General features: G+C 71.2%; 20 protein-coding genes. 14 read left to right on the forward strand and 6 right to left on the reverse strand.

The features are described 5' to 3' along the window. Nucleotides 1-87 precede the first annotated feature (87 nt). From A4E84_RS13850 to A4E84_RS13895, 10 genes are all read left to right on the forward strand, one after another. Nucleotides 88-1509: an ABC transporter substrate-binding protein gene (locus tag A4E84_RS13850; protein WP_062926867.1), complete on the forward strand. Its 1422-nt coding sequence runs from the start codon at nucleotides 88-90 to the stop codon at nucleotides 1507-1509. Nucleotides 1510-1513: 4 nt separating this feature from the next. Continuing rightward, nucleotides 1514-2398 carry a carbohydrate ABC transporter permease gene (locus A4E84_RS13855; RefSeq protein WP_062926868.1) on the forward strand — a complete coding sequence of 295 codons (885 nt, stop codon included), beginning with the start codon at nucleotides 1514-1516 and terminating at the stop codon, nucleotides 2396-2398. Further along, on the forward strand, nucleotides 2395-3219 hold the full coding sequence (locus A4E84_RS13860) for a carbohydrate ABC transporter permease (protein WP_062926869.1): 825 nt from the start codon (nucleotides 2395-2397) through the stop codon (nucleotides 3217-3219). Before A4E84_RS13855 ends, A4E84_RS13860 begins: the two co-directional genes overlap by 4 nt. Then, entirely contained in the window at nucleotides 3216-4307 is a 1092-nt protein-coding gene (locus tag A4E84_RS13865; RefSeq protein ID WP_062926870.1) for an ABC transporter ATP-binding protein, read from the forward strand. Before A4E84_RS13860 ends, A4E84_RS13865 begins: the two co-directional genes overlap by 4 nt. After that, entirely contained in the window at nucleotides 4304-5113 is an 810-nt protein-coding gene (locus A4E84_RS13870; protein ID WP_062926871.1) for a DeoR/GlpR family DNA-binding transcription regulator, read from the forward strand. Before A4E84_RS13865 ends, A4E84_RS13870 begins: the two co-directional genes overlap by 4 nt. A 117-nt stretch (nucleotides 5114-5230) precedes the next feature. Continuing rightward, on the forward strand, nucleotides 5231-6319 hold the full coding sequence (locus A4E84_RS13875; RefSeq protein ID WP_062926872.1) for an ABC transporter ATP-binding protein: 1089 nt from the start codon (nucleotides 5231-5233) through the stop codon (nucleotides 6317-6319). Then, nucleotides 6316-7347: a 2-hydroxyacid dehydrogenase gene (locus tag A4E84_RS13880; RefSeq protein WP_062926873.1), complete on the forward strand. Its 1032-nt coding sequence runs from the start codon at nucleotides 6316-6318 to the stop codon at nucleotides 7345-7347. The genes A4E84_RS13875 and A4E84_RS13880 overlap by 4 nt, the downstream gene beginning before the upstream one ends. Nucleotides 7348-7366: 19 nt before the next feature. Next, complete coding sequence (locus A4E84_RS13885; RefSeq protein ID WP_062926874.1) at nucleotides 7367-8791, forward strand: FGGY-family carbohydrate kinase; 1425 nt, start codon at nucleotides 7367-7369, stop codon at nucleotides 8789-8791. Between the two features lie 26 nt (nucleotides 8792-8817). Next, on the forward strand, nucleotides 8818-9855 hold the full coding sequence (locus A4E84_RS13890) for a glycerophosphodiester phosphodiesterase family protein (RefSeq protein WP_062926875.1): 1038 nt from the start codon (nucleotides 8818-8820) through the stop codon (nucleotides 9853-9855). Then, the gene (locus A4E84_RS13895; RefSeq protein WP_063827497.1) at nucleotides 9855-10082 is read left to right on the forward strand and encodes a hypothetical protein; all 228 of its coding nucleotides are present in this window, start codon (nucleotides 9855-9857) and stop codon (nucleotides 10080-10082) included. The genes A4E84_RS13890 and A4E84_RS13895 overlap by 1 nt, the downstream gene beginning before the upstream one ends. Nucleotides 10083-10085: 3 nt before the next feature. Here A4E84_RS13895 and A4E84_RS13900 read toward each other — a convergent pair whose 3' ends face one another. Beyond that, nucleotides 10086-10724, reverse strand: a complete 639-nt coding sequence (locus A4E84_RS13900; protein ID WP_062926876.1) for a mycothiol-dependent nitroreductase Rv2466c family protein — start codon at nucleotides 10722-10724, stop codon at nucleotides 10086-10088. A 137-nt stretch (nucleotides 10725-10861) separates the two neighbouring features. Between A4E84_RS13900 and pepN the strand changes: the two genes are divergently transcribed. Both pepN and A4E84_RS13910 read left to right on the forward strand, forming a co-directional pair. Then, nucleotides 10862-13441: an aminopeptidase N gene (gene pepN / locus A4E84_RS13905; RefSeq protein WP_062926877.1), complete on the forward strand. Its 2580-nt coding sequence runs from the start codon at nucleotides 10862-10864 to the stop codon at nucleotides 13439-13441. A 196-nt stretch (nucleotides 13442-13637) separates the two neighbouring features. Further along, the gene (locus A4E84_RS13910; RefSeq protein ID WP_062926878.1) at nucleotides 13638-14675 is read left to right on the forward strand and encodes a hypothetical protein; all 1038 of its coding nucleotides are present in this window, start codon (nucleotides 13638-13640) and stop codon (nucleotides 14673-14675) included. Nucleotides 14676-14941: 266 nt separating this feature from the next. Here the strand turns inward: A4E84_RS13910 and A4E84_RS13915 are convergent, their stop codons facing one another. After that, the gene (locus A4E84_RS13915; protein WP_062926879.1) at nucleotides 14942-16702 is read right to left on the reverse strand and encodes a TIGR03767 family metallophosphoesterase; all 1761 of its coding nucleotides are present in this window, start codon (nucleotides 16700-16702) and stop codon (nucleotides 14942-14944) included. A 242-nt stretch (nucleotides 16703-16944) separates the two neighbouring features. Next, nucleotides 16945-17403, reverse strand: a complete 459-nt coding sequence (locus tag A4E84_RS13920) for an NUDIX hydrolase (RefSeq protein ID WP_237304905.1) — start codon at nucleotides 17401-17403, stop codon at nucleotides 16945-16947. A 225-nt stretch (nucleotides 17404-17628) separates the two neighbouring features. On the opposite strand from A4E84_RS13920, the gene A4E84_RS13925 reads away from it, so the two are divergent. Then, nucleotides 17629-20940, forward strand: coding sequence for a S8 family serine peptidase (locus A4E84_RS13925; protein WP_062926881.1), 3312 nt, complete (start codon nucleotides 17629-17631; stop codon nucleotides 20938-20940). A 69-nt stretch (nucleotides 20941-21009) separates the two neighbouring features. Here A4E84_RS13925 and A4E84_RS13930 read toward each other — a convergent pair whose 3' ends face one another. Further along, nucleotides 21010-21768: a hypothetical protein gene (locus A4E84_RS13930; RefSeq protein ID WP_062926882.1), complete on the reverse strand. Its 759-nt coding sequence runs from the start codon at nucleotides 21766-21768 to the stop codon at nucleotides 21010-21012. Between the two features lies 1 nt (nucleotide 21769). Next, the gene (locus A4E84_RS13935; protein WP_418082259.1) at nucleotides 21770-22390 is read right to left on the reverse strand and encodes a sigma-70 family RNA polymerase sigma factor; all 621 of its coding nucleotides are present in this window, start codon (nucleotides 22388-22390) and stop codon (nucleotides 21770-21772) included. Nucleotides 22391-22739: 349 nt separating this feature from the next. Here A4E84_RS13935 and A4E84_RS13940 point away from each other — a divergent pair, with 349 nt between their 5' ends. Further along, nucleotides 22740-23756: an aspartate-semialdehyde dehydrogenase gene (locus tag A4E84_RS13940; protein WP_062926883.1), complete on the forward strand. Its 1017-nt coding sequence runs from the start codon at nucleotides 22740-22742 to the stop codon at nucleotides 23754-23756. Here A4E84_RS13940 and A4E84_RS13945 read toward each other — a convergent pair. Then, entirely contained in the window at nucleotides 23753-24250 is a 498-nt protein-coding gene (locus A4E84_RS13945; protein WP_062926884.1) for a DUF1203 domain-containing protein, read from the reverse strand. The genes A4E84_RS13940 and A4E84_RS13945 overlap by 4 nt on opposite strands. Nucleotides 24251-24290: the final 40 nt, after the last annotated feature.

Raw genomic sequence — 24290 nt, forward strand, 5'->3', positions numbered from 1 at the left:
CGAGGGATTGACGCCCAACTTCAGCCGTTCCACCCTCTGTTAACGAGTCGACTCGACGTGTTAGCCAGGCTCCACGCGGAGGTACGGATGGACACGCACGTGCACGACCGCCGGCGCTTCCTCGCCCTCGCCGCCGGGGCGGCGGCGGCCCCGTTACTCACGGCCTGCGGCGCCGGTTTCGGCGGGAACGACGACAAGAGCGACGGTTCCGCCGCGGACGACGTCACCGGTTCCTTCGACTGGAAGCGGGAGAAGGGCACCACCGTCAAGGCCCTGCTCAACAAGCACCCGTACACGGACGCCCTCATCGCCGACCTGAAGTCCTTCACCGCGAAGACCGGCATCGAGGTCGAGTACGACGTCTTCCCCGAGGACAACTACTTCGACAAGCTCACCGTGGACCTGTCCAGCGGGCGGGCCTCCTACGACGTCTTCATGCTCGGCGCGTACATGGTGTGGCAGTACGGGCCGCCGAACTGGCTGGAGGACCTCGGCCCCTGGATGCGCAACTCCTCGGCCACGGGCGCCGAATGGGACCAGGCGGACTTCTTCCCGAACCTGCTCCAGGCCGACCAGTGGTCCCTGAAGGCGGGCGCCCCGCTCGGCCAGGGCGGACAGTACGCGCTGCCGTGGGGCTGGGAGACGAACGTCGTCGCCTACAACACCGAGGTGTTCCGCAAGCTCGGCGTGAAACCGGCGGAGACCTTCGACGAGCTGACCGAACTCGCCGGGACCATCAAGCGGAAGGCGCCGGGCGCGGGTTTCGACGGCATGTACGGGATCGCCGTGCGCGGCTCCCGGAGCTGGGCCACCATCCACCCGGGCTTCATGACGATGTACGCCCGCAACGGGCTGAAGGACTTCACGGTCGACGGCGGGAAGCTCACCCCCGCCATGAACAGCCCCGAGGCCGTCGCCTTCACCGAGGACTGGGCCCGCATGGTCAAGCGGGGCGGGCCGCCGTCCTGGACGTCGTACACCTGGTACCAGTGCTCCAGCGACCTGGGTGCGAAGAAGGCCGGGATGCTGTTCGACGCCGACACGGCCGCCTACTTCCAGGCGGTGAAGGGCGCGAGCCCCGCCTCCGGGAAGATCGCCTTCCACCCGGGGCCGCAGGGGCCGGGCGGGTCGCTCGCCACCAACATGTGGATCTGGTCGCTCGGCATGAACGCCAAGAGCAAGAAGAAGAGCGCCAGCTGGCTGTTCCTGCAGTGGGCCACCGGCAAGGAGCACCTGCGCAAGAGCGCGATCACGCACAACCACATCGACCCGGTGCGCAAGTCCGTCGCCGACGACGCCGCGTACAAGGACAAGATGCGGCATCTGCCGGGCTTCCTGGAGACCTTCGAGAAGGTCGTCGACCAGACGAAGATCCAGTTCACCCCGCAGGCCCAGTTCTTCGACGCGACGACCAGCTGGGCCTCGGCCCTCCAGGAGATCTACGGCGGCAAGGGTGCGAAGCCGGTCCTGGACGGGCTGGCGGACGACCTCGCCGGCAAGGTGGGCTAGAGCGATGGGGTGGCGGATCACCCTGCGCCCGTACGTCCTGATCGTCCCAGCGCTCCTGCTGACCTGCGGGATCCTCTACCCCTTCGGGCTCGGCCTGTACTACACGCTGTTCGACTTCTCGGCGAGCAAACCGCAGCCGGACATGGTGCGCTTCGAGAACTACAGAGCCGTCTTCACTCAGGAGGCGTTCTGGAACTCGGCGTGGGTGACGGTGCTGTACGCCGTCGGGGCTGCGCTCGCCGAGACCGTGCTCGGCGTGGCCGTCGCCCTGCTGCTGCACCGCTCGACACTGATCGGCCGGGTCCTGGAGAAGATCCTGATCCTGCCGCTGATGATCGCCCCGGTGATCGCGGCGATCATCTGGAAGCTGATGCTCCAGCCGTCGGTCGGGGTGGTCAACCACCTGCTGAGGCCTTTCGGTCTGGGCGGGGTGCAGTGGACCGACACCCCGACGGGCGCGCTGCTGTCGTCGATCGCCGTGGACGTGTGGGTCTACACCCCGTTCGTGGCGATCCTCGCCCTCGCCGGTCTGCGGTCGCTGCCCACCTCCCCGTTCGAGGCGGCGGCCGTGGACGGCGCGGGCTGGTGGTACACCTTCCGCCGGCTGACCCTGCCGATGCTGTGGCCCTACGTCCTGGTCGCGGTGATCTTCCGGTTCATGGACTCGCTGAAGGTGTTCGACATCATCTACGCCCTGACGGAAGGCGGGCCGGGCGACTCGACGGTGGTGCTCCAGATCCGGGCGTATCTCGAAGCCATCCGCTTCCAGCGGTACTCCTTCGGGATCAGCTACACGATCGTGCTGTGGGCCGTGGTCTACCTGGCCGCGATGGTGCTGGTGAAGCACCTGGGGAAGATCCAGCGGAAGGCCGCGGAGGTGACCACGTGAGGAAACGCCTGGTGGGGTGGCTGTGCGACACCGCCCTGATCCTCTACTTCGTCTTCGCGCTGTTCCCCATCGCCTGGATGGTGATCTTGTCGCTGAAGCCGGCCGACCAGCTGTTCTCCACCTACTTCTCCTTCTCCCCCACCCTCGACGGTTACCGGACGGTCCTCGGCGACAGCGAGGGCATCCCGTTCGTGCGGTTCTTCGTCAACAGCCTGGTGGTGTCGGTGGGGGCGGTCGTACTGTCGCTGGTGGTGGGCCTTCCGGCGGCGTATGCCTCGGCCCGCTGGCGGTTCAAGGGCTCCGAGAACCTGATGTTCACGCTGCTGTCGTTCCGCTTCGCACCCGAACTGACCGTCATCATCCCGCTGTTCGTGCTCTACCAGAAGCTCGGCCTGTTCGACACGTACGTCGGCATGGTGTGGGTGCTGCAGCTCGTCACCCTGCCGTTGATCGTGTGGATCATGCGGTCCTACTTCGCCGACCTCACACCCGAGCTGGAGCAGGCCGCCCTGCTCGACGGCTACACCCGCAAGCAGGCGTTCTTCAAGGTGGCGCTCCCGCTGGTCAAGCCGGGCATCGCGGCCGTGTCGCTGCTGGCGTTCATCTTCGCCTGGAACAACTTCGTCTTCCCGCTGATCCTCACCTCCAACGAGGCCCAGACGGTGACCGTCGGCGCGCTGTCGTTCCTCGGCGGGGACCGGCCCAAGTACAACCTCACGGCCGCCGCCGCGCTGGTGTCGGTCGTACCGCCGCTGCTGCTGGCGCTGACGATCCAGCGCTACCTGGTGCGGGGTCTGTCGTTCGGGGCGGTGAAGTCATGATCCGGCTGAGCGGGATACGCAAGGCGTACGGGAAGACCCTCGCCCTCGACGAGCTCGAACTGGAGGTGCGCGAGGGCGAGTTCTTCTGTCTGCTCGGACCGTCCGGCGCGGGCAAGACCACCACCCTGAAAACCGTCGCCGGGCTGGAACAGCCCGACTCCGGCACGGTCGTGCTCGACGGCGAGGACATGCGGGGGGTCGAGCCGTACGACCGGGGCGTGGCGATGTGCTTCGAGAGCTACGCCCTCTATCCGCACCGCTCGGCCTACGACAACCTCGCCTCACCGCTGCGCTCGCCCCGGCACCGGCTGCCCGCCGCCGAGGCCCGGCAGCGGATCGGCGCGATCGCCGAACTGCTCGGCATCTCCGGGCTGCTGGACCGGCCCGTCGGGCAGCTGTCCAACGGGCAGCGGCAGCGCGTCGCCCTCGGCCGGGTCCTGGTCCGCCCCGCCCGGGCCTTCCTGCTCGACGAGCCGCTCTCCCACCTCGACGCCAAGCTCCGCCAGCAGATGCGGGCCGAGCTGAAGGCGATCGGGGCCGTGCAGCACACCACCACCCTCTACGTCACCCACGACTCGGTCGAGGCACTGGCGCTCGGCGACCGGATCGGGGTCATCCGCCAGGGCCGGATCGTGCAGACGGGCACGCGGGAGGAGATCTGGTACGAGCCGTACGACACGGAGGTCGCGCGGGCCTTCGGCCGGCCCCGGATCAATCTGTTGCCGGGCGTGGTGACGGAGAGCGGCGTGCGCTCGGACGGCGGTGTGGAACTGCCGGTCCGGGCACAGGCCGCACCGGGCACGGAGGTACTGGTGGGCCTGCGCCCCCGGGACATCGCCCTGCACGGCGGCGAGGGACACGGGCTGACCGGGACCGTGTACGTCACCGAGGTGCTCGGCCGGTCCGTGGAGGTCACCGTCCGGCTCGGGAGCGGGGAGCAGCGCGTGTCGCTGGTGGCACCCCGGGGGGACGCGGCGCGCCTTCGTCCGGACGATCCGGTACGGCTCGTCGTCCGGCCTGAGAACCTGCTGCTGTTCGAGGCCGACCGGCCGGAGCGACCGGGACGACGGATAGAGACGCAGTCATGAGCAACAGCAGTGGTGGACAGCAGGGGCCCGCGGCACGGCAGGCCGCGATGGCCGAGCAGGTGCTGGCCGACGGCTCGGCGACCGCGGCGGAGCTCGCCGAGCGGTTCGGGGTGAGCCTGATGACCATCCACCGGGACCTCGACGAGCTCGAACGGCAGGGCATCGTACGGAAGTTCCGGGGCGGGGTGACCGCGCAGCCGTCGGGGGTCTTCGAGTCGAACGTGCAGTACCGGCTGAAGACGATGCGCGCCGAGAAGGCCGCCGTCGCGGAGCACGCGCTGCGGTTGGTGGAGCCAGGGATGGCGATCCTGCTGGACGACTCGACGTCCACGCTGGAGATAGCCAGGCGGTTGCGTACGGCCGAGATCACGCCGCTGACGGTCGTCACCAACTTCCTGGAGGCGATCAACCTCCTGTCCGGCCAGCGGGGCATCCACCTGATGGCGCTCGGCGGCGACTACGACCCGCTGCACTCCTCGTTCCTCGGGGTGTCGTGCGTGGAGGCGGTCGAGCAGCTCCGGGTGGACGTGTGCTTCGCGTCGACGTCGGCCGTGCACGGGGGTTACGCCTACCACCAGGAGCAGCACATCGTGTCGGTGAAGCGGGCGATGCTCGACGCGGCGGCACGGAACGTCCTGCTGATCGACCACACCAAGCTCGGCCGGGTCGCCCTGCACCGGGTCGTCCCGCTGTCCCGCTTCGACACGCTCCTCGTGGACGACGGGGCGTCGCCGGAGGCACTGCGGGATCTGGACGAACACAAGGTCCGTTACGAGGTTTGCGCGATGACCGCTCGTGAGCCGTAAGGGCGCGCCGGTGTCGAGGGTGCGAGCGCGCGGAGGCCCGAAGGGTCGAGCACGGTCGCGGTCTCGGCATCGGCTGAAAGCGCCCTGGAGGCGAACGAGCCATAAAAGGGGACGGCCATGACGGGACTGGAACTACGTGAGCTGAGAAAGACCTACCGGGCGCGGGGGCGGCCAGGGGTGGACGCCGTCCGCGGGATCGACCTGACCTTGCGGTCCGGGGAGCTGCTCGGGCTCCTCGGCCCGTCCGGGTGCGGCAAGTCGACCACGTTACGGATGATCGCCGGTCTCGAATCCGTCACCGGCGGGGACATCCTCGTCGGTGGGGCGTCGGTCGTCGAACGGCGCGCGCAGGAGCGGAACATCGGGGTGGCGTTCGAGAACTACGCGCTGTATCCGCCGCTGTCGGTCGCGGAGAACCTGGCGTTCGGGCTGAAGGCCCGGCGGGGGGCCGCCCGCGGTTCCAGGGGGGACGTCGAGCGCAAGGTGAAGGACATCGCCGAGCGGGTGGGCCTGACCGGCCTCCTCGGCGCCCGCCCGGCCGGCCTCTCCAGCGGCCAGAAGCAGCGCGTCTCCCTGGCCCGGGCCCTGATCCGCGAACCCGACGTGCTGCTCCTCGACGAGCCGCTCTCCCACCTGGACGCGGCCCAGCGCGACTCCACCCGCCGCGAACTCAAGCGCATCCAGAAGGACCTGGGCCACACCACCATCCTGGTCACCCACGACCAGGAGGAGGCCCTCTCCCTCGCCGACCGGATCGCCGTGATGAAGGACGGCGTCATCCAGCAGCTCGGCACCCCCTACGAGATCTACGACAGCCCGGCCAGCGTGTTCGTCGCGGACTTCGTCGGCGAGCCCGCGATCACCCTGCTGCCGGGCATCTCCGGCGGCGACGGCCACGCCCGCCTCTCCGACGCGGTGCGGATCCCCCTGCCCGTGCCGGTGGACGGGGGGCGTGAGGTCGTGGTCGGCATCCGCCCCGAGGACGTCCGGCTCACCGCCGAAGGCGGCCTGCCCGCCCGGGTCGTCGCCCATGAACCGCTCCTGGAGTCGGGCCTCGCGACCCTCGCCCTGGACGGGGTCGAACGGCATCTGGTCGTCCTCACCGGCCCCGAGGTACGGCTCGCCCACGACGACCGGGTCCGGGTCGCCGCCGACCCCCGGCACACCCATGTCTTCGACGCCGAAACAGGAGAGGCCCTGCGATGACTGACGGAAACAGCGTGCGTGTCGTGGCCGCCGGTGACCACTTCGTCCTGCCGTCGCTGATCGCGCGGGCGGTGGAGCACGAGGTGGAGCGGGCCGACGTCCACGAAGTGCGGCTCGGCTGGCCGCTGGAGCCGTTCGGGCCGGTCGCCGAGGTGCAGGAGGCCAGTGACGCCGAGGACGAGATGATCGAGGCGCTGGTTGGGGCGGAGGTGCTGGTCACGCAGATGGGGCCGGTCACCGAGAAGGTCCTCGCCGCCTGCCCGGATCTGAGGCTGGTCGTGGTCTGCCGGGGCGGGCCGGTCAACGTCAACCTGGACGCGGCGAAGAACCGTGACGTGCGGGTGTGCTTCGCGCCGGGCCGCAACGCCGCCGCCACCGCCGAGTTCACCGTCGGCATGATGCTGGCGGCCCTGCGCCGCATCCCCCAGGCCCACGCCCCGCTCGCCGGGCGGGGCAGCTGGGAGGGGGCGACGTACTACACGTACGAGCGGAGCGGACTGGAGCTGGAGGACCTGCCCGTCGGCCTCGTCGGGTACGGGGCCGTCGGCAGCCGGGTCGCGCGCGTGCTGTGCGCGTTCGGGGCGCGGGTGATGGTCTACGACCCGTATGTGCACGGCGAGATCCACGGCCTGCGCGTGACCTCGCTCGACGACCTCCTGCGCCGCTCCCGGGTGATCACCCTGCACGCCCGGCTCACGCCCGAGACACGGGGGCTGATCGGCGCCCGGGAGCTGGGGCTGCTGCCGTCCGGCGCGGTGGTGGTGAACGTGGCCCGGGGACCGCTGCTGGACGAGGGTGCGCTGTGCGACGCGCTGGAGAGCGGCCGGGTGTCGGCGGCGGCGCTGGACACCTATGAGCGGGAGCCGCTGCCGGCGGAGTCCCGGCTGCCGGGGCTGGCCGACCGCGTGGTCCTCACCCCCCACCTGGGCGGGGCGTCGCGCGCGGTCGCGGAGAAGGCCGCCCGGATCGCCGCCGAAGAGGTGGGCCGCTGGGTGCGCGGGGAGCCGCTCGCGCACTGCCTGACCTGAGGACCGGGAGGAGAGCCGCATGTACGTGGGGATCGACGTGGGCACGTCCATGGTCAAGGCGGCGGCCTTCGACGCCACGGGCCGCCAACTGGCGGTGGAGTCCCGCCCGGTGGGCCTGAAACTGCACGGCGGGCTGGTCGAGCAGGACATGGAGGAGGTGTACGGGGAGGTCGTCGCGGTGCTCGAAGCGCTGACCTCCGCCGTGGAGGAGCCCGTCGAGCTGGCCGGGCTCACGGGGCAGGGTGACGGGGTGTGGCTGGTCGACGGCGAGGGCCGGCCGGTGCGGCCGGCCGCCTCCTGGATGGACGGGCGGGCGCACGAACTGGTCGACCGGTGGCTGGCGGACGGCACCTTCGAGACGGTGTTCCGGCGGACGGGCGGCGCGATGTTCCCGGGCTCCCCGGGCCCGCTGCTGGCGTGGCTGGAACGTCACGAGCCGAAGGCGCTGGATGCCGCGAAGGCCGCTCTGTACTGCAAGGACATGGTGTTCCAGCGGCTGACGGGCGCCGGTTTGACGACGGACGTGTCGGACGCGTCGATGCCGTTCCTGGACCCGCGCACCCGGACCTACGACAACCGGGTCGTCGAACTGCTGGGGCTGGCGCACCGCAGGGGGCTGCTCGCCCCGGTCAGCGACCCGGTCGCGACGGCCGGGACGCGGGGCGAGGGCCTGCCGCCCGGGACCCGGATCGCGAACGGGCCCTATGATCTGCCGGCCTGTGCGCTGGGCGCCGGGGTGACGTCCCCCGGGGACGGTCTGCTGATCGTCGGCACCTGTCTGGCCAGTCTGGTCGCCACCACCGAGCTCGACCTGACCGGCGAACCGGCCGGGCTGTACATCTCCACGGACCGGCCCGGGCACTGGCTGCGCGCCATGCCCGCCATGGTCGGCACGGCTGCGCTGGACTGGGTGCTGTCGACGACGGGGGTGCGGCACGACGAGGTGGACGGCCTGCTGGCCGGGACGCCGCCGGGCGCGAACGGCGTCCGGGTGCTGCCGTACTTCGCGCCCTCCGGTGAACGCGCCCCCTTCGTCGAACCGCGTCTGCGCGCCGAACTCACGGGCGTGTCCCTGGAGTCGAGCCGGGGCGATCTGGTCCGCGCCACCTGCGAGGGCATCGGGTACGCGGCCCGGCACTGCCTGGCGGCGGCGGGCCTCACCGGGAGCCTGGCCGTCTGCGGCGGCGGCACCCGCAGTTCCGCCTGGATGCGGCTGCTGGCCGATGTGCTCGGGCGGCCGTTGCGGGTCGTCGAGGGCGAGGTGGGCGCGCGGGGCGCGGTCCTGGCGGCGGCCGAGCGGTACGGGGTGCCGCTGGACGCGGAGGTGTGGACGCGGCCGACGGCGGTCGTCGAGCCGGACCCGGACCGGGCCGCGTTCTACACGAGGGGTTACGAGGAACACCTGGACCGGCTGGCCGGGGCACGGGCCCGGGCGCGGAAGTGAACCCACTGTCGACGAAAGGGAGTCGCATGCGACTCGGACGGAGATCCCTCCTGCTCACGGCGGCCGCGGGAACCGCCGCAGCCGCCACGGCGGGCCCGGCGGCGGCCGGACCCCGCAAGGGCGGCGGCCCGGTCGTCATCGGCCACCGCGGCGCGGCCGGCTGGCGCCCGGAGCACACGGCCCCCTCGTACACGTACGCGGTGCAGACGGGCGCCGACTGGATCGAGCCGGACCTGGTGCCGACGAAGGACCATGTGCTGGTGGTCCGGCACGAGAACGAGATCTCCCAGACGACCGACGTGGCCCGCCATCCGGAGTTCGCGGACCGCCGGACGACGAAGACGGTCGACGGGCGGCAGGTGACCGGATGGTTCACGGAGGACTTCACGCTGGCCGAGCTGAAGACGCTGCGGGCGGTGGAGCGGCTGCCCGCGGTCCGCAACCGCAACACCGTCTTCGACGGGCGTGCGGAGGTCATGACCTTCCAGGAGGTCGTGGACCTGGCGCGGCGGCTGTCGCGGGAGCACGGCCGGACGATCGCGGTCTTCCCGGAGACCAAGCACCCCACGTACTTCCGTTCGATCGGACTGCCGCTGGAGCCGAAGGTGGCGGCCTCGATCCGCCGCAACCGGCTCGGGCGGCGTGAGTGCGTCGTGCAGTCCTTCGAACCGACGAGCCTGCGGCGCATGGCGGGCCTGGGTGTGCCGCTGTGGCAGGCGCTGGGGACGACGGGCGGGCCGTACGACCTGCCCTCGGTGACCTACCGGGACATGATGACGCCGGCGGGACTGGCGGGGATCGCGCAGTACGCGGACTGGATCGGGCCGGACAAGTCCTCGGTCGCGGGCACGGCCCTCGTCGCGGACGCGCATGCGGCGGGGCTGCGGATCGGGCCGTACACCTTCCGCGCGGAGAACCAGTTCCTGCCGGAGCGGTTCCGGCGCGGGAGCGGAGCGAACGATTTCGGGGACGCGTTCGCGGAATACGCGCTGTACTACCGCATGGGGGTCGATGCGGTCGTAACCGACTTCCCGGACTTGGCGGTGATCGCGAGGAGGAGCTGATGACGGTGAGCCGGGCGTGCCGGACCTGCGGCACCATGCAGGATTTCCGGAGGTTCAACGCCGCCGAGCGGGCGGTGGTCCGGGCGGAGAAGGGGCACGGGCACTTCGTGGACGACTACTGGCGCTGCACCGCTGTCGGCTGCCGGTGGTACCAGCGCTACCTCAACCGTGGCGAGGACGGCCTGCTCCCGGAGGAACTCAAGATCCAGGCCGTCCCCGCGGAGTGATCCCTACAGGTTGGAGAAGTCCGGGCCCTTGGTGCGGGAGCGCTTGATCTCGTAGAAGCCGGGGACCGAGGCCACGGCGAGGGTGCCGTCCCAGAGGCGGCCGGCCTCCTCGCCCTGCGGGGCCGGGGTGACGACCGGGCCGAAGAAGGCGATCTGCTCGCCGTCGGAGCCGGGCACGGCGATGACCGGGGTGCCCACGTCCTGGCCGACCTTGTCGATGCCCTCCTTGTGGGAGGCGCGCAGCTCGGCCTCGTACGGGGTGGCGTCCCAGTGCTCCAGGAGGGACTCGGGCAGGCCCGCGTCCTTGAGGGCGGCGGCGACCGTCTCCTTGCCGGGGCCCTCGGCCCGGTTGTGGATGCGGGTGCCGAGCGCGGTGTAGAAGTCGCCGAGGACCTCGGGGCCGTGCTCCTGCTGCGCGGCTATGACGACCCGGACGGGCCCCCACGCCTTGGTCTCCAGAAGCTCGCGGTACTCCTCGGGCAGCTCGTCCAGCTTGTCCTCGTTGAGGACGGCGAGGCTCATGACATGCCAGCGGACCTCGATGTCCCTGACCTTCTCCACCTCCAGAACCCAACGGGAGGTCATCCAGGCCCAGGGGCACAGCGGGTCGAACCAGAAGTCGACAGGTGTCTTGTCCGACATGTCTCTCCTCAAGAGGAAACCGTTTCTCCGGCAACGCCGGTGTGCGCTGCCGTCATTCCCGGCTGCCCCGTGTCAGGTGCACGTGGCAGGATCGGTCCTGTTCAGCCGTACCCCACGACTTCTGAGGAGTGCCGCCCGTGCCCGGTGAGAATCTGTCCCGCGACGAGGCCCGGGAGCGGGCCGCCCTGCTGAGCGTCGACGGGTACGAGGTGTCCCTCGACCTGCGGTCCGCGGTCGGCGAGGACTCGGGGGACGGGCCCCGCACCTTCCGCTCCGTCACGACGGTCCGCTTCCGCTGCAACGAGCCCGGGGCGAGCAGTTTCGCGGACCTCATCGCGCCGAGTGTGACGGCCGTCTCACTCAACGGCCGTGATCTGGACCCCGGCGAGGTCTTCGACGGCTGCCGGATCACGCTGGAGGACCTGGCGGCGGACAACGAGCTGGTGGTCGACGCCCAGTGCGCCTACTCCCGCACCGGCGAGGGCATGCACCGCTTCGTCGACCCCCAGGACGGCGAGGTGTACCTGTACACGCAGTACGAGCCGGCCGACGCGCGCCGGGTCTTCGCCAACTTCGAGCAGCCCGACCTGAAGGCCCCCTACCGCTTCGAGGTACGGGCCCCCGAGGGCTGGACGGTGTGGAGCAACGGGGCCGGTGAGCAGACCGACGGGGTATGGCGGTTCGCCGAGACCAAGCCGATCTCGACGTACATCACCTGTGTGGCGGCGGGCCCGTACCACTACGTGACGGACTCCTACTCGCGTACGTTCGCGGACGGCACGACGCTGGAGATCCCGCTCGGCGCCCTGTGCCGCAAGGGCCTCGCACCCTACTTCGACGCCGACGACGTGTTCCTCGTCACCAAGCAGGGCCTGGACTTCTTCCACGACCACTTCGACTACCCGTACCCGTTCGGGAAGTACGACCAGGCGTTCGTGCCCGAGTACAACCTGGGCGCGATGGAGAACCCGGGCCTGGTGACGTTCCGGGAGGAGTTCATCTTCCGCGGGAAGGTGACGCAGGCGTCCTACGAGGGCCGGGCCAACGTCATCCTGCACGAGATGGCGCACATGTGGTTCGGCGACCTGGTCACCATGGAGTGGTGGGACGACCTGTGGCTGAAGGAGTCCTTCGCGGACTTCATGGGCGCGTTCTCGCTCGTCGGCGCGACCCGCTTCGCGGGCGGCTGGATCACCTTCGCCAACCGCCGCAAGGCCTGGGCCTACCGCGCCGACCAGCTGCCCTCCACGCACCCGGTCACGGCGGACATCCGCGACCTGCAGGACGCCAAGCTCAACTTCGACGGCATCACGTACGCCAAGGGCGCGTCGGTGCTGAAGCAGCTCGTGGCGTACGCCGGCGAGGAGGCGTTCCTGGAGGGCGCCCGGCGCTACTTCAAGCGCCACGCGTACGGCAACACGCGCCTCGGTGACCTGCTGTCGGTGCTGGAGGAGACCAGCGGCCGCGACATGAGCGCCTGGTCGCGGTCCTGGCTGCAGACGGCCGGGGTGAACGCGCTGACGCCGCAGGTGCTGCTGGGCGCGGACGGCCGCGTCGAGGAGCTGGCGGTGGTGCAGGAGGCGGCGGAGGCGTACCCCGAGCTGCGCCCGCACCGGGTCGCGGTGGGCCTGTACCGGGTGACGGACGGCGGGACGCTGGAGCGCTGCGCACGCGTGGAGACCGACGTCGACGGCGCCCGGACGGTCGTGGCGGAACTGGCCGGAGCCGAGGCACCGGACCTGGTCCTGGTCAACGACGACGACCTGACGTACTGCAAGACCCGCTTCGACGCGACGTCGCTGGCGACCCTGCGCGAGCACCTGGGCTCGGTCACCGACCCGCTCGCGCGCGCCCTGTGCTGGTCGGCGCTGTGGAACATGACGCGGGACGCGCTGCTCCCGGCGCGGGACTTCGTGGACCTGGTGCTGCGGTTCGGCGGGCGCGAGTCCGAGATCGGCGTGGTGCAGATGCTGCACGCCTGGGCCGAGTCGGCGGTCACCCACTACACGGCGCCCGCCCGGCGTGAGACGGCCGCCCGGCTGCTCGCCGAAGGCGCCCGGCGCGAGCTGTACGCGGCCGGGGCGGGCAGCGAGCACCAGCTCGCGTGGGCGCGCTTCTTCGCCCGGACGGCCACCGCCGGGGCCGACTTCGAGCTGCTCCGGGACCTGCTCGCCGGCACGGCGACGGTCGAGGGCCTGGACCTGGACCAGGAGCTGCGCTGGGTCTTCCTGGAGCCGCTGGCCGCGCACGGGGCGGTGGACGAGAAGGCGCTGGCCGAGGAGCTGGCCCGGGACGACACGGCCTCCGGCAAGCGCCACCAGGTGCGCTGCCTGGCCGCCCGTCCGTCCGAGGCGGTGAAGGCGCAGGCGTGGGCGCAGGTCGTGGAGTCGGACGCGCTGTCCAACGCCATGGTCGAGGCGACCATCGCGGGCTTCTCCCAGGGCTCGCAGCGGGAGCTGATCGCGCCGTACGCCGAGAAGTACTTCGCGGCGATCGAGCGGGTCTGGGCCGAGCGGTCGATCCAGATCGGCATGCACGTGGTGCAGGGCCTGTTCCCGTCGCTCCAGCAGTCGAAGGAGACGCTGGACGCCACGGACGCCTGGCTGGACGCGCACCGGGAGGCGGCCCCGGCGCTGCGCCGGCTGGTGCTGGAGTCCCGTGACGATCTGGCACGGGCGTTGCGCGGACAGGCGTGCGACGAGGCCCCTGACCAGTAGCTTTGGCCTGAGATTCGGGCGTTCCGCCTTCGTTACGAGACGATCGCCCCGTGAGCCGTAACCCCTGGCCCGCACCCGAACGGACCAGGGGCTTTCGGCATCCGAACACCCGTCCTTTAGGGCCGGATTGTCCGTATGTGTCGACGGACCTGTAACAGCGGTTCAAAGAGGGCCGGAGCGCGGGAAATTGCGGGGCATGACCCACAACACCCCGCTCTCCCCCCGCCCGCTGCACGACCTGTCCGGCGGCCGCCCCCGTGTGACGACGACGGCCCGGCTCCGTTCGCACGGCGTCTCCACGGCCGAGACGAACGAGCAGTGCCGCGCGGGCGGCCCCTGGCAGCAACTCCTCCCGGGCGTCGTCCTGCTCCACCCGGGCCCGCCGACCAGCGAGGAGCGGCTGCACGCGGTGCTGATGTACGCGGCGCGGGAGCGCGGCACCGGGGTCCCCGCCCAGCCGGGCGGGAGCCGGCCGCACACCCCCGCCTACCCCGAGGCGATGATCACGGGCCTGGCCGCGCTGACCCTGCACGGCTTCTCCTCCACTCCCCCGCTGCCGTCCCTGGACACCCTCGACGTCCTGGTCCCGCGGCTGCGGAGGCTGCGCTCCACGGGCTGCGCGCGCATCGTCCGCACGCCCGTCATGCCCGACCCCGAGCAGGTCACGGGAGTTCCCGTGGCACCGGTCGCCCGCGCGCTGGCCGACGCGGTGGCCGAACTCGCGGACGCCGGCACCGTCCGCCGGCTGCTCACGGAGGCGGTCCGCGGCGGCCACTGCGACCCGGCGGCGGTCGTCCGGGAACTGAACCAGGCCCGGCTGCTGAGCCGCCCGCACGTCGTGGACGCGGTGGATTCCCTGCTCGCCGAGGGCCGGGCCCGCGCGGAGGACCGCCTGTACCGGATGGTCCGCGAGTACGGCCTGCCCGACCCGGTCTGGAACGTCGACCTGCGCCTGCCCGGCGGCCCCTACCTCGGCGGCCTCGACGCGTACTGGCCCGACCAGGCGGTGGCGGTGGAACTCGACACCCGGGCGCCCCGGCAGGACGACGACGCCCTGTGGTCCGAGTACGCCCGCAAGCGCGAGCACCTGGAGCGGCTCGGCATCACGGTCGTGCACATCACGCCGCGCAAGCTCCGCGACTCCCCCGAGCAGCAGGCGACGGTGCTCCGCACGGCCCTGATGGCCTCGGCCGACCGCGAACCGGCGGCGTATGTCGTGGTGCTGCCCCGGTAGTGACGGACCGGGGCAGCACCAGGAGGGGAGAGGAGGGGCCGCCGGGCCACACCGGCGGCCCCTCCTCGCGCCGTGCGTCGTTACCGGCCGCAGAACTCCGCCTCGATGATCGCGACGCGGGCCCGGCCAGGGCCATGGCCGTCGTGGCCGTCAGGGTCGTCCGTGCTCGTCTGGTCATGTCCGCGTGGCGTGTCGAGTTGCGTCGAGGGAAGGAACCCGGGCCGCTCTGCCCGGGGTTGAGAGGGGCCGGGCAGGTTGGGCTGGTCTCAGCGCTTCTTGAGCACCAGTTCGGTGTTGCGGTCCCTCGGGTCGCCGCCGAGGGTCGTGCTCGCGCCCGGCGCGTTGAGGGACAACTCGCGGTAGAGGGCCGCGAGGCCGGTCTGGGAGAGGTCGGAGAAGTCCGTACGGTGCGGGGCCGAGGACTCCACCAGTGTCGTGAACAGGGAGATCGTGCCGTCCTTGTTGTCGGTCAGCTCGATGACCCGGGCCAACTGCGGGAAGTCGACGTGGGAGGCGGTGGAGACCTCCCAGAAGGAGCCGCCGCCCGCCAGGGCGTGCGGGGTGATGACGTTCTTGTGGATGTGGCCGTTCACCCAGGCGAGGACCCTGGGGTGGCTGCCGAGCAGGGCGAGGACCTCCTGGCCGTCGTGGCGGCGCTCGGCGGGACGGGCGGGGTCGCGGCGGAGGTTCGTCATCGTCTTGCTGGTGTGGTGGCTGAAGATCACCGCGTAGGAGTCCTTGTTGTCCCGCAGTGTCTTGTCGAGCCACTTCAGCTGGGCGGTGCCGATGGACCCCTCGTAGTGGCCGCCGGAGTCGGTGGTGTCCAGGCTGATGCCGATGACGTCGTCGGAGATGCGGAAGGCGTAGTACTGGGTGCCCGCGTCCAGGTTGGCGGAGGAGTAGCCGTGGCCGGCCGGGCCGACGCCGCGGTGGGCGGGGTCCAGGTGCGCCTGGAGGTACTCGGCCGGGGTGAAGGGCGCGCGCCTCTCGTCGGGGGTGACCGAACGCATGCGGCGGGCCTGGGAGGTGAGGAAGTCGTGGTAGCGGACGCCCTGCGGATCGCGGGCCTTCTTGATCTGCGCCTGGAGCCGCCGCGCCTCGGCCGCGGAGACGTCCATCAGCTTCTTGCCGCCGACGGCGAGTTCGGTGAGGTACGAGTCGCCGTGCGAGGCGTAGCAGCCCATCGGCAGCGAGTCGTGATTGCCGACCGTCGAGTACCAGGGCAGGTTGAGGCCGGGGCTGCGCACCTCGCGGATCGCGGCCTTCAGGAAGCCGTCGAGGTGGGGGAAGCCCGCCTGCTTGTCGCTGTCGCGAACCGCGGCGTCCGGCTGCCAGTACTGCTTGAGGCCGCTGTTCTGGACACCCTCGTACCGGCGCGGGTCACCGGTGTTGGGCGTGATGCGCCCACCGCTCATGATCTTCAGGAACCACTCCAGCTCGGACTTGGCGTTGTTGTCCGTGTTGTCGCCGGTGGTCATGGCGAAGTGCAGCGGGGCGCCGGTGACGGGGGCGCCGCGCAGCGCGTTGATCCGCTCCACCAGCGCGATCGCGCCCTGCACGGTCAGCGCCTCGTGCGGCCGCCAGGCGTGGATGTCGGCCGAGCGCAGGTACTCCAGACGCAACGGGTGCTGGGCGTCGATGATGTGCAGGTCGGTGAGCTGCACGAACGCGGCGAGCGGGGTACGGCGGCCGGCCCGGCCGGGCTTGGGCACGGCCAGGTCGGAGCGGACGACCCGCCGCCAGCCGGGTCCGTCGTTCAGGCGGCGGTAGCCGGAGCTGCCGCGCGGGGCGGCGACGGACGCCAGGGTGGTGCCCTTGGTGTAGGGGGCCAGCGGCGCGGCCGGTGCCCGGCGCGAGGACGCCGCCACGGCGGCGTCGGTGCTCTCCTTGACCGTGGCGGCCTGGCTGTCGCTGGGCCGCAGGGCGTAGCCGACGCCCCCGGAGAGGGCGACCGCGCCGGTGGCGGCGAGGACGGAACGACGGTGGATGCCCCGGCCGGAGCCGGCGACTGAGCGTGTGCGCGACATGCGCTTCTCTCCCCGAGTGCGAACGCGTCGGCAGTGGTCGCGGGGCGTTCACGTCGTGAACACCCCGCTCGTACTGGATCGTTGGCACCGGGAATGACCTGCGCGTAAACGAGGCGGCAACGCGCAGCGCCGATCACCGTACGTGGATCTTGGACTACCCTGCGCGTCGTCGCCTGCTCCGGATACGGCCCGGAGCCGGTCACGCGGCGTTCACCTTCCGGGGTACCGGTCCCGGGGGCGTGCTACTCCGGGACGTCGGCCAGCCGTCCGGTGACCGGGCGTTCGCGCCACATCCGCAGGGCGATGTCGACCATCGAGATCCGCACCAGCCCGGGCACCGCGTCCAGGTCGTGCCAGGCGGCGAGGTCGGTGGAGCCGTTCACCTCGTTGCGCAGTTCGCCGCCGGTGATGCGGCCCTCGTAGACGAACCGGACGCCGTGATGGTCGACGGCGGGTCCGAAGCCGTTGCGGAAGACGCGGTGGGAGGAGTCCACCCCGAGCAGGCCGGTCACCTCGATGCGGTAGCCGGTCTCCTCCTCCACCTCCCGCCGGACGGTGTCGTAGGGATCCTCGCCGTGCTCCATGCCGCCGCCCGGCACGACCCACTCGGGCGTGCCGTCCTGGGCGGGTGAGCGGGCGAGCAGGAGCTGTCCGTCCCGGACGCATATGGCGTAGGCCGCCACCCTCAACTTCTGTCGCACTCCGGGACGTTAACCGATTTCTTTGCCACCTTCAGGACCGATGCTCACAAATCGCATCGCGGGTTTTCCCCATACATCCATCTCGTTTCGGTCAACGCTCCCCAAAGGACTTCACCTTGCGTAAGGCTGTGCGATCGTCCGGGCTTGCCGTTCGGACCATCTGCGACCAGGACCGATCGGGCCCCGGTCGCTTCCCGCTCGTTCCTTTACCTACAAGGGATGCCGATGACCCCTCCCACCCCGCGCGATCAGATATCGGGCCCGAGACGTGTGGCACGCATCGCCGTGGCCGCCGGTCTCGTCGCCGCGCTCTCCGCGGCCGGGCCGATCCCCATGGCGTTCTCCGCCGACGGACCGGGCGCGGATGCCCCGGCCGAGCCGAGCGTCAAGTCCGCGCACGCCAAGCTCGGTTCGGACGACGCGGACCTGCTCGCGGAGGCCAAGGCCGACGGCGACAAGACCGTCACGATGATGATCGCCACCGCGCCCGGGAAGACCGAGCAGGTCGCCGGGCAGCTGGACGCGGTCAAGGGCGGCTCGGTCGGCCGGGCCGACGACAAGCTCGGCTACGTCCGCGCCACCGTCCCGACGGCCAAGGCCGACTCGGCGATCGCCGCCGCCGCCAAGCTGTCCTCCGTGCACGGCATCGACCTGCGCGAGGAGATCCCGCTCGACGACCCGACGCCGAGCGCGGACACCGCCAAGGGAGCCAAGGCCGCGAAGGGGACGTACCCGGCGCCGGGGAAGAAGACCCCGGCCGAGAACCCGTACAACCCGTCCTTCGAGACGGGCGCGGTCGACTTCGTCGAGGACCACCCGAAGGCGGACGGCCGCGGCGTCACCATCGGCATCCTGGACTCCGGCGTGGACCTCGGCCACCCGGCGCTGCAGAAGACGACGACCGGTGAGCGGAAGATCGTCGACTGGGTGACGGCGACCGACCCGATCATCGACAACGACAACACCTGGCGTCCGATGGTCTCGGCCGTGTCCGGCCCGGCCTTCACCTACCAGGGCCAGTCGTACAAGGCGCCGGCGGGCTCCTACGCCGTCAGCCTCTTCAAGGAGTCGTACACCACCGGCGGAGATGCGGCGGGCGACGCCAACCGGGACGGCGACACCACCGACGTCTGGGGCGTGCTCTACGACGCGGCGGCCGGCACGGTCCGGGTCGACCTGAACAACAACAACGACTTCGGCGACGACGCCCCGATGAAGCCGTACAAGGACGGCCACCAGGTCGGGTACTTCGGCACCGACAACCCGGCCACCGACGTCGCCGAGCGGCAGCCGTTCGTCGTGGAGATCCGCAAGGACGTCCCGATGGACCCGCTGGGCGGCACCTGGGTCGACAAGAAGTCCGACTTCGTCAACATCGGCGTCATCGAGTCCGAGCACGGCACGCACGTCGCCGGCATCACCGCCGCCAACGGCCTGTTCGGCGGGAAGATGGACGGTGCCGCTCCGGGCGCCAAGCTGGTCTCCTCGCGCGCCTGCACCTGGTCCGGCGGCTGCACCAACGTGGCGCTCACCGAGGGCATGATCGACCTCGTCACCAAGCGCGGTGTCGACATCGTCAACATGTCCATCGGCGGCCTGCCGGCGCTGAACGACGGCAACAACGCGCGCGCCGAGCTGTACACGCGGCTCATCGACACCTACGGCGTCCAGCTGGTGATCTCCGCGGGCAACTCCGGCCCCGGCGCCAACACCATCGGCGACCCGGCCCTGGCCGAGAAGGTCATCTCGGTCGGCGCGTCCGTCTCCAAGGAGACCTGGGCCGCCAACTACGGCTCGGTCGTGAAGAAGAAGTACGCGATGATGCCGTTCTCCTCCCGCGGCCCGCGTGAGGACGGCGGCTTCACGCCGACCCTGGTCGCCCCGGGCGCGGCGATCAACACCATCCAGACCTGGATGCCGGGCCAGCCGGTCGCCGAGGCGGGCTACACCCTGCCGGCCGGCTACGGCATGCTCCAGGGCACCTCGATGGCCTCCCCGCAGGCCGCCGGTGCCTCGGCGCTGCTGATCTCCGCCGCCAAGCAGAAGAAGATCGACCTCACGCCGGCGACCCTGCGCACGGCCCTCACCTCCACCGCCGACCACATCAAGGGTGTGCAGGCGTACGAGGAGGGCGCGGGCCTCATGAACATCGAGGACGCCTGGGACGCCATCCGCGACGACGCCACCTCGCACTCCTACACGGTCAAGGCGCCGGTCGACACCGCGATCGACCAGTTCCTGAAGACCCCGGGCTACGGCACGGGCCTCTACGACCGTGAGGGCGGCCTGAAGGCCGGCCAGAAGAAGACGTACGAGATCACCCTGACCCGTACGTCCGGCGCCGACAAGGCGATCCGGCACGAGCTGCACTTCGAGAACAACGCGGGCGGCACGTTCCGCATCGTCGGCTCCGACGAGGTGAAGCTGCCGCTGAACCAGCCGGTGACCGTCAAGGTCCAGGCGGCGCCGAAGTCCGCGGGCATCAAGAGCGCGATCCTCGAGGTCGACGACCCGAAGACCGAGGGCATCGACCGCCAGGTCCTCAGCACGGTCGTGGTCTCCACGCCGCTGAAGTTCACGACCTCCGCGAAGGACTCGGTGCAGCGCAACAGCTCGCACCACTACTTCGTCACCGTCCCGGAGGGCGCGAAGACCCTCGAGGTCGCGATGAGCGGGCTGAAGGACAAGAGCCAGACCCGGTTCATCTCCATCCACCCGTACGGCGTCCCGTCCGACCCGACGTCGACGATCAACTGCTACCCGAACTACTCCAACCCGGCCAACACCTGCCGCCCCGACCTGCGTTCGTACGCGAACCCGCAGCCGGGCGTGTGGGAGATCGAGGTCGAGTCGCGCCGTACGTCGCCGCTGCTCGACAACCCGTACAAGCTGGACGTCGCCGTCCTCGGCGCGGCCTTCGACCCGGAGACCGTGACCGTGCCCGAGGCGAAGGTCGGCACCCCGGCCACCGCCTCCTGGAAGGTGACGAACGGCTTCGCCGCGCTCGACGGCAAGCTGGTGGGCGGCCCGCTGGGCTCGGCCAACGTGACCCGCCCCTCGATCAAGCAGGGCGAGACGCAGACCACGACGGTCGAGGTGCCCGCCGGCGCCAAGTCGCTGGACGTCGCGATCGGCGGCGTCTCGGACAACGCCGCGGACCTGGACCTCGCCGTGTACGACGCGTCGGGCACGCAGGTCGGCAGCTCCGCCGACGGCGACTCGGAGGAGTCGGTCTCCCTCCCCTCCCCGGCCGCCGGGAAGTACTCGATCGAGGTCGTCGGCTACTCGGTGCCGGCCGGCACCACGGAGTACGACTACCAGGACGTGTTCTTCTCCCCCTCCCTCGGCAGCGTCAGCGTCGACGGGTCGGCGCCGGTGAAGCTCGGCACGGGCGACTCCGCGACGGTCTCGGGCAGCGTCACCGCCGCGGCGGCCGCTCCCGAGGGGCGTGAGTTCTTCGGCCAGGTCCAGCTGGTCAACGCGCGCGGCACGGTCGCGGGCCTGGGCAGCGTGAAGATCGAGAAGGTCCTGCCGTAGCGGTATCGCGGCACTGGGGGCGGGCGTCCGTTGGGGCGCCCGCCCCCTGCCGTTCCCCAGGGCACGTTCCTACGGGCACGGGAGCGTGCGCGAGGCGGGCAGCGCTTCGGTGATCCACGCCCGGTCGCGGGCGATCTCCTTCTCCCCCGTGGTCCACATGTCCGGGTGGGCCTGCTCTCCGGAGACGCCGACGAGCATGTGGTCACCGGCTCGGAGCGCGGGCTCGGCGCCGGTCTCCAGGGGGAAGGTGATCCGCTTCCGGCCCTTGTCGGGCTTGTAGTAGCGCGTCACGTCCAGGGTGATCCGGTCCTGGCCGGTACCGGGAACGGTCTCGACCCCGGTGACGATGCCCTCGACGACGATCCGGGCACAGGCGAGATACCCGGCATCACTGAGCTTGGCGTCCTCGTCGGCGTGCTCCCGGCCGGCGGAACCGTCGGCGGCGGACGACGCGCCCTGGTCGCCCCCGGCGTCCATGCCGCCGCTCTGGACGACGAGCCAGCCCATACCGATCACCAGACCGGCACCGACGGCCGCGACGAGGCCCTTCAGGGCCAGGTCCCAGGGCTTGCGCCGGTCGCGGCGCGCGGACAGCGACGTCACGGAGGCGCCGCCACCGGTCCGGAGTCGGGGAGCCCCCGGGGGTTCGGCGAGCGTCTGCCCGATGAGGTCCAGCTGTTCGCGCAGCAGCGCCACGTCGGCGGTCGCGGAGCGGTACTCCGTCATGAAGGCGTCGTCCGCGAGGGCGTCGTCCGGTGGCGCATCGCCGGTGATCACCGCCATCAGCGCCGCCTCGTCGCGCCCGTCCTTGTCATGGCCGGCGGTCACGTCACACCACCTCGTCCTCGTGCAGGCGGGCTCGCAGGGCCCGTACCGCCGTGTGCAGCCGGCTCTTGACCGTGCCCTCCGGGACGCCCAGCTGCTCGGCGATGGACCGGACCGGCAGGTCGGCGTAGAAGCGCAGGACGACGACCTGCCGCTGGGCGTCGGGCAGCTCGTCCAGGCCCTGGGCGACCGCGACGGACAGCACGCTGCTGTCCTCGCCGGAGGGATGCTCCGCCGGCTGGCGCAGGGCGGCCAGCCGCTCCCCGAGCCGCTCCTGGCGGCGCTTGGCCCGGTGCCAGTCCATGGCCAGGTTGGAGGCGACGACCGCCGCCCACGCCGAGACGTCCCGCGGCGCCTCCCGGCCGCTCGCGGCCCGCTCCAGCAGCCGCAGGCGGACCTGCTGCACCCCGTCCGGCAGGTCCGCCTGCGGCACCCCGCCGAGCGCGAGCACGGCCCGCACCCGGCGCTCCTGCGCCGCGTCCAGCGGATCGGCCGCGGTCGGCGGACCGGCCTCGCTCGACGTACTCGGCGTATCGGCCCCGCTCGGCGGCTCAGCCGCGTCCCGCGGATCGTCGCCGGTCCCGGCGTGCGCCTCCCGGCCGCGCCGGGCCCTTCCGCGCAGCAGCACAAGCCACCCCCCTCGCCTTGTTTCCCCTACGACGCCGGGACGGCCCGGAACGTTCGGCCGTCTGCCCGGCACGTTCCGGCGACCTCCGCCGAGGCGTACATCACACTTCCGTGTGTCCGGGTCCGGCATGGGCAGGCGAGCTTGCGGCGCACGACCCCTGCCGGACGAATTCCTCCAGCTCAGCGGGGTCGACACCGCAGGTCCGCAACCATGGGGCGGGACACGCCGTCCCACTCTCCGGGCAGTACGGGGAAAGAAGTGGACAGGCGGGCCGTGGTCGGCCGCATGATGGAAAAGCCTCGGCCAAGCAACGAGTACGTGAAGAGACGCACGAGAGGGAGTCACCGTGAGGGTCGGAATCGTCGGAGCCACCGGACAGGTGGGCACGGTCATGCGCAGGATCCTCACGGAGCGGAACTTCCCGGTCACGGAGCTGCGCCTGTTCGCCTCGGCCCGCTCGGCGGGCTCGCAGCTGGACGGCGTGACGGTGGAGGACGCGTCGACCGCCGACTACACCGGCCTGGACATCGTGCTGTTCTCCGCGGGCGGTGCCACGTCCAAGGCACTGGCCGAAAAGGTCGCCTCCCAGGGCGCGGTCGTGATCGACAACTCCTCCGCGTGGCGCAAGCACCCGGAGGTCCCCCTGGTCGTCTCCGAGGTCAACCCCCACGCGATCGCGAACCGCCCCAAGGGCATCATCGCCAACCCGAACTGCACGACGATGGCCGCGATGCCGGTGCTGCGTCCGCTGCACGACGAGGCGGGCCTGGAAGCCCTGGTCGTCGCTACGTACCAGGCGGTCTCCGGTTCCGGCCTCGCGGGCGTCGCCGAGCTGCACGGCCAGACGCAGAAGGTCGTCGCCGAGGCCGAGAAGCTCACCCATGACGGTGAAGCGGTGGACTTCCCGGAGCCGGGCGTCTACAAGCGCCCCATCGCCTTCAACGTGCTGCCGCTGGCGGGCAGCATCGTCGACGACGGCCTGAACGAGACCGACGAGGAGCAGAAGCTCCGCAACGAGTCCCGCAAGATCCTGGAGATCCCCGGGCTGAAGGTCTCCGGCACCTGCGTGCGCGTCCCGGTCTTCTCCGGCCACTCCCTCCAGATCAACGCCCGCTTCGCCCGCCCGATCTCCCCGGAGCGCGCGACGGAGCTGCTGAAGGACGCCCCCGGGGTCGAGCTCTCCGAGATCCCGACCCCCCTCCAGGCCGCCGGCAAGGACCCGTCGTACGTCGGCCGCATCCGCAGTGACGAGACGGTGGACAACGGCCTGGCCCTCTTCGTCTCCAACGACAACCTCCGCAAGGGCGCGGCGCTGAACGCGATCCAGATCGCGGAACTGGTGGCGGCGGAGCTGAAGGGCTAGTCCCCGACCTCTTCCTCCCTGCGCACCTCGTAGAGGAAGCAGCCGTACTCGACGGCCCGGACGTGGACGAGCTCCACGGCCGGGTCGTCGAATGCTTCTGTGAAGGCCTCGTCGAAACCGGTGGGGCCCTCGACCAGCCGGCCGCCCAGGATGTGCCCCTCGGCCGAGTAGCGGCGGAACGTGCGATGGCTGCCGGTGAACGGGAGGGCGCCGGTCTCCGGCCCCTCGCACTCCTCGGCGTGGATGAAGACCGGGCCCTGTTCGTCGTAGGGGCCCGGGGCGGCGCCCGTTTCCGACGCCCAGCGGCGGAGGGGGGCGTAGGAGACCAGGGCCACGCGTTCGCCCGGCTCGCTGTGGCGCAGGCAGCAGCGCAACGGGCTGCCGCCCTCGGTGTCGGTGAAGCCGTCGGTCCGGCGGCCCGCGTCGTCCGTCGTACGCAGTTCCTTCAGGGCGCGCGGGGAGATGGGGCGTGCGGTGTACGCGGTGGTCGTCATGGTCACCAGACTTACTCGCGCGATCCGCTCTCACCAGCGG

The sequence above is a fragment of the Streptomyces qaidamensis genome, from assembly GCF_001611795.1.
GTDB lineage: Bacteria > Actinomycetota > Actinomycetes > Streptomycetales > Streptomycetaceae > Streptomyces > Streptomyces qaidamensis.